Raw genomic sequence first — 8911 nt, forward strand, 5'->3', positions numbered from 1 at the left:
TGCTTGCCATTCTGATGGCCATCTTTGCGAAGATTAGAGGAGTCGCACTGTGGACACTTCATCTAGACTGACCGAGTTTTGTTAACTCTTTCTTTTTTAGCATATCCACTACTTATTCAGCAACGCCAAACTATGAACCAATTTACAATTGAACTTCCGCCTACGATCTCTAACGACGAAGCAAGACTGCTACTTGCTGCCAAACTGTACGAAGTGGGTAAGCTTTCACTTGGCAAAGCGGCTAAACTTGCAGGTTATTCTAAAGAAACTTTTATCGAACTGATCAGCAAAATGAACATTGCTGTCATTAACTATCCAGCAGCAGAATTGGATCGAGAAATCAGCTTATGAGTCACCCTGCTGTCACTGATAGCACCTGTCTTATTGGATTAGAACGAATTCAACGACTTGATATTTTGCCACAGGTATTCTCACCTGTGATGATTCCGTTTGCTGTTCAGGCTGAAGTTGGAATTACAACAACTTGGCTTACGGTTTTAACAGTAAAAAATCGGGCAGTTGTCGCCGCGCTCAACACGCAAATAGACAATGGAGAGGCTGAAGCAATTGCCTTAGCCTTAGAAATTGGCAACGTTTTTGCGATTTTAGATGATTTGACGGCTCGTCGCGTTGCAACTCAACTGGGTTTAAAAGTCATTGGCACGATTGGAGTGTTACTCCGCGCCAAACAACAAGGGATAATTTCGGAAATCAGACCGTTGCTGATTGCCCTTGATCAAGCCGATTTTCGGGTTTCTGTGGCGCTAGTTCATCGGGCGTTGGAGATTGCAGGTGAATTATAAATTTCCACTTTTTTGCAACACCTTAAAACAATCAAAGTGACATTTGACAAATTTGCGGGTTTACTAGAATAAGGCTGCCCACAGATATATCGTAATGCACTTTGAGATTATCCATAAGCCCACTTTTACCAACCAATTGCTCGCGATTCCCAAAGAGCGAGTGATGCAAATTTTGGAAAAGATTGAGGTTTTACGCAACGATCCCAAACCGCACGGTAGCTTAAAGAAAAAACTGCACGGATACAAAGGCGATATTTACCGCCTGCGTTCTGGCGACTACCGCATTATTTATACTTATGGTGACGGTTGGGTGGCGCTGCTAGGCGTGGATGCGCGTAAAGACATTTATAAAGGTGACAAACTGATCGCCGAAACAACAGAAATTGATGTCACGGCTTTTGCAGATCTCGATGAACTACTCACGCCGGAAAAAGCACCTGCAATTGCATTGCAATCATCGCCGGCAGAAATTTTACCCGTTGAACTCACCGCAGAATTACTCGAACGTTTATTGATTCCCAAAGCTTGCTTTGCCGCATTGCTCGGCTGTCGTACTTTTGATGACTTACTTCTTGCCAATATTCCTGATGCGGTACGCAATCGCCTCTTTGACTGTATCACCGCACCCAACTTTGACCGAGTTCTCGACCAACCAAGTTTTGTTACAGGCGACGCGGATGCGTTACTGCGCTTCAAAGAAGGAGATTTGTTAGGTTTTTTACTCAAACTCAATCCCGAACAAGAAAAATTTGTCACTTGGGCAATCAAGGCATCAGGTCCTACACTGCTTAAAGGCAGCCCTGGCACGGGTAAAAGTACCGTTGCGCTCTACCGTACTCGTGAAATTCTACAACAGCTACAAGCAAATGGCGTGCATCGTCCGCGCATTCTGTTTACAACTTATACCAATGCTCTCGTTACTTTCTCGGAGCAACTGCTACAACAGCTTTTAGGCAACAATGTGCAGTTTGTTGAGGTGAAAACCGCCGATGCGTTGATGTACGCGCAGGTTTGTGCGGCGACAGGACAGCCAAAGATTGCTACGAATAAAGATTTGCTCAAATTGATTCGTCAAGCGATTGGCGACGCGATCGCCACATTAGAAGGAAATGTCTTGCAACAGCAAGCGCAACGATTAACATTGCAACGGCTACAGCCAGAATATCTACTTGAAGAACTCACCGAAGTTATTGATGCTAGAGGAATTGACACACTAGAAGCGTATCAAGCAACTCCGCGTATAGGGCGTAGCATTCCGCTCAACAAAATTCAGCGACAAGCAATTTGGAATTTACGCCAGCACTGCAATCGCGCGATTGCAAGTCAAGGTATTGAAACCTGGGCGCAACTGAGATCGCGTGCGCTCTCAATTTGGCAAAGTCAGCCAACGTTGCTTTACGATGCAGTAATTGTCGATGAGGCGCAAGACCTCAGTCCGGTGGCACTGCGGTTTTTGGTGCAACTGTGTCGCGAACCCAATCGTTTATTCGTTACTGCTGATGCGAATCAATCAATTTACGGTAGTAGTTTTCGCTGGAGTGAGGTTCATCAATCGCTTAGCTTTGTGGGACGCACGGGCATTCTCAAAATCAATCACCGCACCACCAAAGAAATTGCCGAAGCAGCGCATTCTTATTTGCAAGAGGGCAAACTCGATGAAGACGACATCCAACAACAATACATCCATACCGGACCATCTCCGGCAGTACGCGCAGTGAGCGATCGCGCGGCGGAGGGCGAACTATTGGCGCAATTTTGTCGCACAGCAGCGCGGGAATTTCGCCTCGGTTTAAGCGCTTGTGCGATCTTGGTTCCTACTGAAAAAATCGGTAAAAACATTGCAGGGCAATTAAGCTACCTAGGAATTGCGGCTCAGTTTATGACGAGTAAAGACCTCAATCTCAATTACAACGGAGTCAAAGTGCTACCGATCAAAGCTGCCAAAGGATTAGAGTTTCCGATAGTGGCGATCGCAGGCTTTTTAGATTCGTATTCTGCGATTCCTAAAGGTACACCAATGGAAGCCTCTGCAGAAATTCTGACTCGCGAACGGCGATCGCTCTATGTGGCAATGACAAGAGCAATGCGCGCGCTTTTGGTAATCGTGCCAGCGCAGCAACCCTCATTGCTCTTACAAAATTTCGCTCCTCATCTGTGGAATCTCGTATGAAGATTATCAAGCTTCCAGCAATTTTACCTGGCGATCTGGACTTGGCAATTGTTAATCAACAGTTGCGCTCACGCACTGCCCAACTCGACTGGAGCGCTGTAATTTCAGCCCCAGAACAGTATCTTGCTGTATTGCTGGCAGGATTGGATCTTGATGACGATGCCGAAGTTCTCGACTGTGAAACTAGCACGTTATCCGATACGATTGCGCAGAAAGTTGCGCAGGTACTGCTATCATCTGGTCAACCTCATATCGAATCCAAACCAACGGTTAATGCGATCGCACCGGCGCTTTGGCAGCAACCCAAATCGATTCCGCAACAAGATAACGTTGCAGTGCCAAGTGTTTTTGAGGTTGAACACAACAATGAGCCAATTCTCCAACCACCTTCGTACTACCAAATTCGCGCCGAACTCGAACAAGCGGTATTAGCAGATCTTTTAGGTCCCGCAGGCGGGGAATACGAAGAAATTGATGAAGCACGAGTGAGCGATCGCTATTTGGTTGGCTTAATAGCTCCTTTACACCGCCGCCAGCGTTTGGAACAATCAGATGATGATGCGTTACAAACCGAGGAACTTACGACGGATCAAACCGGAAGCGTTGATCTTAGTATTGAACAACTCGACGAACTTGCCGTAAATGGCGTAGGCACAAGCGACGATGGGACAACCGAACCCACCAATCCAACAGCTGAAACGATGTTTCCGTCTTCGATGGGGATGAGCTTTTGCGTGAGTGGAACTGCCACAGCAATGAGAATCACAGCCGGATGGGGACAATACAAGCGGATTGAAAGTGAATATCTAAAAAACGCAGCAGGGAAAGCAAAACAAATTTGGCGCAGACATCCAATTGTGGGGCAGTCACCAGCGATTTCGCTCACCGCTGGCAAAATTGCGCCTTGGCGCATCGATCCCGAACACGAGGTATATGTGCGCGGTCAAATTCGGGCGTGTGGTGATGATTGGATCGTGAGTTTATTTTTAGTCAATGAGCAACGCGAACCGCAGCGATCTCGCGATCAAGCATGGTTGTTTCAGCCTGAACTGAGCGTCGAATCGGCGACAAATCAAAAAGATATTTTTATTCGTAGAGTGCAAGTGCGATCACCAGGCAAATGTGACCCTGGGCAGTATGCCGAAGAACAACTTATGGAGATGCTTTACCGACGTCACGTTGAATTTGCAATAGGACATGGAATCGGCGTTCATGCAGAGGTAGCTGCTGGAAGGACAGACCGCGCAGTTCGTCTTTGTACTCGCGTTGTTCCTGCATATGAGGTTCCTAAAACTGATGCACCGACATTCGATGAAGCTGGAACTGAACTCGTTTTAGATATGAAGGAGTTAGCCAATTCCACGGCTGCGGAGTTGCTCGCAAAGCTAAATCCGCTTGTGCGTGCCTATGCAGATTGGATTGCCATACAGAAAAATCGCGTTGCTCAGCTGCACGAATATGCGGACACTGCTAACGATGCCCTTGCAAATTGCGCTCGTGCCAAGGCGCGAATTCAGTCAGGGTTAGATTTATTGCAAGCGGATGCGAAAGCACTTGCCGCCTTCCAATTTATGAATCAGGCAATGTGGCAGCAACGAGTTCATTCGCTGTATGCCGAACAGAAGCGACGCGGTGAAGACGTGGAAATTAGCATAATTGACGTTGCTCAAAATCGTTCTTGGCGACCGTTTCAAGTTGCATTTATCTTGCTGAATTTACCAAGTATTACAGATTTAGCGCACCCAGATCGCTGTCACGAAACTGCTGCGATCGCCGATCTGCTTTGGTTCCCGACAGGAGGTGGTAAAACCGAAGCTTACTTAGGTTTAACTGCTTACACAATTGGACTGCGACGATTGCAAGGAGCGATCGCCGGACGTTCGGGAGAATCAGGCGTAGCTGTATTAATGCGCTATACATTACGCTTGCTTACCCTCCAGCAATTCCAACGCGCAACCGCGCTGATTTGTGCCTGCGAAGCGATTCGCCGCGAACATCCTACCAAGTGGGGTAATGAACCATTTCGGATAAGCTTATGGGTCGGTCAAAAAACAACTCCTAACCGCACCGAACAAAGCGAGGAATTTCTCAAACAAAAACTCGGACAATACCAATCAACGAGCAGCGGCTCTCCGCATCAAGTTTGGACGTATTGGTGAAGTGAGACGGGCATGGGTTCCCCCTGGGATTCGTCCAAGTGTTGCCAAGCAAATCGTGCGAGAATATATTTATGCTTTTGTGGCGGTTGCACCTGCACTGGGAGAAATGACTGCTTTGGTGCTACCTTATGCCAACACTGAGATGATGAATCTGTTCTTGGAGCAGGTGGCAATTGAGTTTGCTGACTACTTCATCATTATTCAGGTAGATGGAGCTACTTACCATCACTCTGCTGGGCTAGTTGTACCTGAAAATATCCGGCTAATTGAGCAGCCTGCTCGTTCTCCAGAACTCAATCCAACTGAGCACATTTGGGAAGAGGTTAGAGAGAAGCATTTTTACAACAAAGTCTTCGACTCACTTGATGCTGTTACAGATGTCCTTTGCCAAGGCTTGCAGGAGTTAATGCTAGCTCCTGCAAAGCTGTCTTCCATGACCTACTTCCCTCATCTGAGAATTGTTCTTTAGAACGCGGTTTAGTATGAGTTAGCTAAACCGCTCTTTAGCAATTCTTCCTGCAAAGACTTTTCTTGACCATCTTTCAGGGCTACGAATACTTCCGCCACCGTTCGACCGTAACGATCCTTTTCAATCGGCATCAGTATAATATTGTTACCCGCAGAAGCAACGAGCGATCGCGCGAAGTCGCGGCTTTCATAACCTAGCGGCTGATCCAGTTCGGGCGCATCAATGCCACACAATCGAATTTTTTGCTTCCCCCAATTTCCCTGAACTGTAAGAGTATCGCCATCGTGAATGTTAATAACTTGGTACTCCTCAGATTGAGGAAGTTCTCGCCTTTCAGGAGCATTAACTATTTTATTACTACGTTCTTCACCATCTAACTTTGCACTAGGAGCAACAAACTTTGGATAAATAACAAAGGCAATAACAAGAGCGATCGCTACGAGGGGTAAACCATTAACTAAATACCTTATCAAACTCTTCATATTTAAATCCGTATCTTCCGTAGTGTCGCAGGAGTGAGTGCAGCGTTAGTTTGGTGGAGGCTGCTGAGGGATTGAATGTGCAGTAGCAGCCTCGCTAAGTAAATTATTCCCTTCTGGTAAGAAATCAAATCATCGTGAACAATAAAAAAAGGGTGTGGTCAAAACCAGTTGGTAGAGAGGCAAGCTGCATTGGAAATAGCTAGGAGGTTGAAACTGCTTCTTTTTGTGGCAGTGTCACAGAAGGACTATTGCTCAACTACCAAAAGCCGCCATGAAGACCGGATATACTGATATAGTTGTTGAAATGAGCCAGAAGCTGTGCCAAGCGCTGTTGAAAAAAGAATCAGACTTAGCGCAAAAAGTCCATGAACTCGATGGCGAAGTTAACAAAATACTGCGGCGGGTAGGATTTTTTGTCGTCTCTCTAGTTTTAGCCGAACTTAGCACTTAGGTGACAAAAGAGGCAAGGGCAACAGGTCTAACCATACATCGAGCGTCTCGAATAAAATACTCTTCCCTGTTTGGCGTTAATGATAAACTCCACGCAACTGATAAAGGACTCGTAAAGCTAGTCATTTGGCAACTCAATAGCTATCACGGTCAAGGGCAAGAGCGCATTGCTAATTTGTCTGGGTATTTAAAACGTTTCTCTAATGCCGTGCATTATGAAAAATTCCGCGCCCAAGGTCTTCCCATCGGTTCGGGGGAAGTTGAAAGCGCTCACCGCTATATTCCCCAAAAGCGCCTCAAAATTCCAGGAACCACTTGGCATCCAGATACAGTTAATCCGATGCTGGCTTTACGCATATTCGGGCTAATGATTGGTGGGAGGATTTCTGGACGAAACAATCAGCTTCCTACTAGAACCCTATTCTACGAAAAGCCCTTTCGTGTAGTTTGTCCTACCTGCGTTACTGCTTAAAAAGCGTATTATAGATTTCACCGGAAAATCCGGAAAACTGTACAGTAGGGTTGTATATTATTCTGTCACTACTAAGTTTAAGTGTGAGCTTATGGTAGAACCTCTAACGGCAGCAGTCATTGTCTCTTTATTTTTCTCAGAGGCAATTAAAGAAGGTGGAAAGGCTTTAGGTAAGGGCGTTGCTGATAAATTTACTGAACTGGTAAATGCCATCCAGGAAAAATTGAGGGCAGAGGGAACAGAAGGGCTGCTGCTCCGAGCAGAAAACCAACCAACAGAAGCAAATAAGGCAAAGCTACAGGATGAGCTACAAACCCAAATGGATGCTGATGAGCGGTTTGCTCATAAACTCAAGGAAATAGTCGAGCAACTACAAGCACAAGATGAAAAGGTACGTCAGGTAGTGCTGAGTGAGATTGAATTAACTGGCGATTTGGAAGCAAAAGACATCAGCCAGAAAGCAACGCGGAGTGGTTCAGTCGAGCAGGAAATGGTTACAGGAGTAAAAGCTCAAAACATTGATGTGGGCAACTTAAACCAAGAAGCTTAAAGCGATGGCTAGCCAGCAAGATCCTCAATTAGTTGTCCAAAAAATCTTTGAGAATGTTCAGGCAGGTAATATCACAGTCGGGAATATTACTCAGATTTATCAAATCATTAGCAATTTGGGTAATCTTCCTCAACCAACAGGGTTTCCTCAAAATATTCCCCCCAGTAACACAGATAAGTTTGTTGGGCGCGGAAAAGAATTAGAACGCCTCCACCAACAGCTACAACGAAATAATGAGGTAATAATTGCTGCTGTTGAAGGCATGGGGGGAGTTGGGAAAACAGAGCTAGCCATCCAGTATTCGCTGCTCCACTTACAGTTGGACTCTTACCCAGGCGGAATCTGCTGGCTAACAGCAAGAGAGGAAGATATTGGTCTGCAAATCGTAGAATTTGCTAGGACAGATTTGGGTTTGCAACCTCCAGGAGATTTAGAGTTACCTCAACGCGTCCGTTGGTGCTGGAAGCATTGGCATCAGGGGAATAAGCTAATAGTTGTGGATGATGTTAAGGATTACGGACAAATTAAGCCTTTCCTACCACCACAACCATCCCAATTTAAGGTACTTATTACAACCCGACTCAAGCTAGATTTAGCTGGTTCTCTGTTTCTGGAGCTTTTGGATGAGACAGCCGCATTAGAACTATTAGCTCAATTGGTTGGAGAAGAAAAGCTCAACCAAAAGTTAGCAACAGGAAAAGAACTTTGTCAGCGTTTGGGCTACTTGCCCCTAGCGTTGCAATTGGTAGGGCGATACGTGCAGAAACGAAGGATAACTTTAGCTGAAATGCTGCGCCGATTGGAGTCGAAAGGGCTGGAGCATAGTTCTTTGGTAGTAGATAAAAATGACCGCACTTGGACGCTAAATATCAAACAGGGGGTAGCAGCAGCCTTTGAGTTAAGTTGGGAAGAGTTAAATCAGCCAGCCCAACAGTTAGGGTGTTTGCTAAGTTTATTCGCTTTGACTCCGATTCCTTGGTCACTAGTAGAAAGCGCTGCTTTTGAGCAAGGCTCAGAAGTACTGGAAGATGCCAGAGTAGAATTAGAAAATTTGCACTTGCTACAGGGTGAGGATACTTATCAATTACATCAGCTAATTCGAGATTTCTTGAGAAATAAGCAAAAGGACTTAGCTGCTGCGAACGAACAGAAGTATAACTTTTGCCAAGCAATCGTAGAAGTGGCGAAGGAAGTTCCTCAAAGCCCTACTCAGCAAGAAATTACTACACTATAGCCTTACACAATCAGATTAGGACGTTATTATAGGGGCAGAGGAGAGTTGAGGAAGTGCCCATGCCCGCCCCCTACAGTTACGACCTGCGCCGCAAAGCGCTGGCGGCAGTGAAACACGGCGAA

At 45.9% G+C, this 8911-nt stretch carries 10 protein-coding genes; 9 read left to right on the plus strand and 1 reads right to left on the minus strand.

Translation table 11 applies throughout. From position 1 onward, the window contains the following. The first annotated feature begins 132 nt into the window (after positions 1-132). The 5 genes from IQ230_RS25350 to IQ230_RS25370 all read left to right on the plus strand — a co-directional run bounded on the left by IQ230_RS25350 (position 133) and on the right by IQ230_RS25370 (position 5601). A complete protein-coding gene (locus IQ230_RS25350) occupies positions 133-351 on the plus strand; it encodes a UPF0175 family protein (protein WP_193934964.1) in 219 nt (72 codons plus the stop codon). Beyond that, the gene (locus IQ230_RS25355) at positions 348-803 is read left to right on the plus strand and encodes a DUF3368 domain-containing protein (protein WP_193934965.1); all 456 of its coding nucleotides are present in this window, start codon (positions 348-350) and stop codon (positions 801-803) included. Before IQ230_RS25350 ends, IQ230_RS25355 begins: the two co-directional genes overlap by 4 nt. A 94-nt stretch (positions 804-897) precedes the next feature. After that, a complete protein-coding gene (locus IQ230_RS25360) occupies positions 898-2973 on the plus strand; it encodes a UvrD-helicase domain-containing protein (protein WP_193934966.1) in 2076 nt (691 codons plus the stop codon). Beyond that, complete coding sequence (locus IQ230_RS25365; protein WP_193934967.1) at positions 2970-5132, plus strand: hypothetical protein; 2163 nt, start codon at positions 2970-2972, stop codon at positions 5130-5132. The genes IQ230_RS25360 and IQ230_RS25365 overlap by 4 nt, the downstream gene beginning before the upstream one ends. 1 nt (position 5133) lies before the next feature. Next, positions 5134-5601, plus strand: coding sequence for a transposase (locus tag IQ230_RS25370; protein WP_193934968.1), 468 nt, complete (start codon positions 5134-5136; stop codon positions 5599-5601). An 8-nt stretch (positions 5602-5609) separates the two neighbouring features. On the opposite strand, the gene IQ230_RS25375 is transcribed toward IQ230_RS25370, so the two are convergent. Further along, positions 5610-6083, minus strand: a complete 474-nt coding sequence (locus IQ230_RS25375; RefSeq protein WP_193934969.1) for a thermonuclease family protein — start codon at positions 6081-6083, stop codon at positions 5610-5612. Positions 6084-6354: 271 nt separating this feature from the next. Between IQ230_RS25375 and IQ230_RS25380 the strand changes: the two genes are divergently transcribed. The 4 genes from IQ230_RS25380 (at position 6355) to IQ230_RS25395 (ending at position 8789) form a co-directional block, all read left to right on the plus strand. Beyond that, positions 6355-6534, plus strand: a complete 180-nt coding sequence (locus tag IQ230_RS25380; protein ID WP_193934970.1) for a PhoU domain-containing protein — start codon at positions 6355-6357, stop codon at positions 6532-6534. Continuing rightward, complete coding sequence (locus IQ230_RS25385) at positions 6535-7005, plus strand: hypothetical protein (protein ID WP_193934971.1); 471 nt, start codon at positions 6535-6537, stop codon at positions 7003-7005. 91 nt (positions 7006-7096) lie between these two features. Continuing rightward, positions 7097-7555, plus strand: coding sequence for a hypothetical protein (locus tag IQ230_RS25390; RefSeq protein ID WP_193934972.1), 459 nt, complete (start codon positions 7097-7099; stop codon positions 7553-7555). A gap of 4 nt (positions 7556-7559) precedes the next feature. Continuing rightward, positions 7560-8789 carry an NB-ARC domain-containing protein gene (locus IQ230_RS25395; protein WP_193934973.1) on the plus strand — a complete coding sequence of 410 codons (1230 nt, stop codon included), beginning with the start codon at positions 7560-7562 and terminating at the stop codon, positions 8787-8789. Positions 8790-8911: the final 122 nt, after the last annotated feature.

Source organism: Gloeocapsopsis crepidinum LEGE 06123 (assembly GCF_015207655.1).
GTDB lineage: Bacteria > Cyanobacteriota > Cyanobacteriia > Cyanobacteriales > Chroococcidiopsidaceae > Gloeocapsopsis > Gloeocapsopsis crepidinum.

Coding starts and splice junctions, on each gene's coding strand:
- IQ230_RS25350 (WP_193934964.1), top strand. CDS start 133: ATGAACCAATTTACAATTGAACTTCCGCCTACGATCTCTAACGACGAA.
- IQ230_RS25355 (WP_193934965.1), top strand. CDS start 348: ATGAGTCACCCTGCTGTCACTGATAGCACCTGTCTTATTGGATTAGAA.
- IQ230_RS25360 (WP_193934966.1), top strand. CDS start 898: ATGCACTTTGAGATTATCCATAAGCCCACTTTTACCAACCAATTGCTC.
- IQ230_RS25365 (WP_193934967.1), top strand. CDS start 2,970: ATGAAGATTATCAAGCTTCCAGCAATTTTACCTGGCGATCTGGACTTG.
- IQ230_RS25375 (WP_193934969.1), bottom strand. CDS start 6,083: ATGAAGAGTTTGATAAGGTATTTAGTTAATGGTTTACCCCTCGTAGCG.
- IQ230_RS25380 (WP_193934970.1), top strand. CDS start 6,355: ATGAAGACCGGATATACTGATATAGTTGTTGAAATGAGCCAGAAGCTG.
- IQ230_RS25390 (WP_193934972.1), top strand. CDS start 7,097: ATGGTAGAACCTCTAACGGCAGCAGTCATTGTCTCTTTATTTTTCTCA.
- IQ230_RS25395 (WP_193934973.1), top strand. CDS start 7,560: ATGGCTAGCCAGCAAGATCCTCAATTAGTTGTCCAAAAAATCTTTGAG.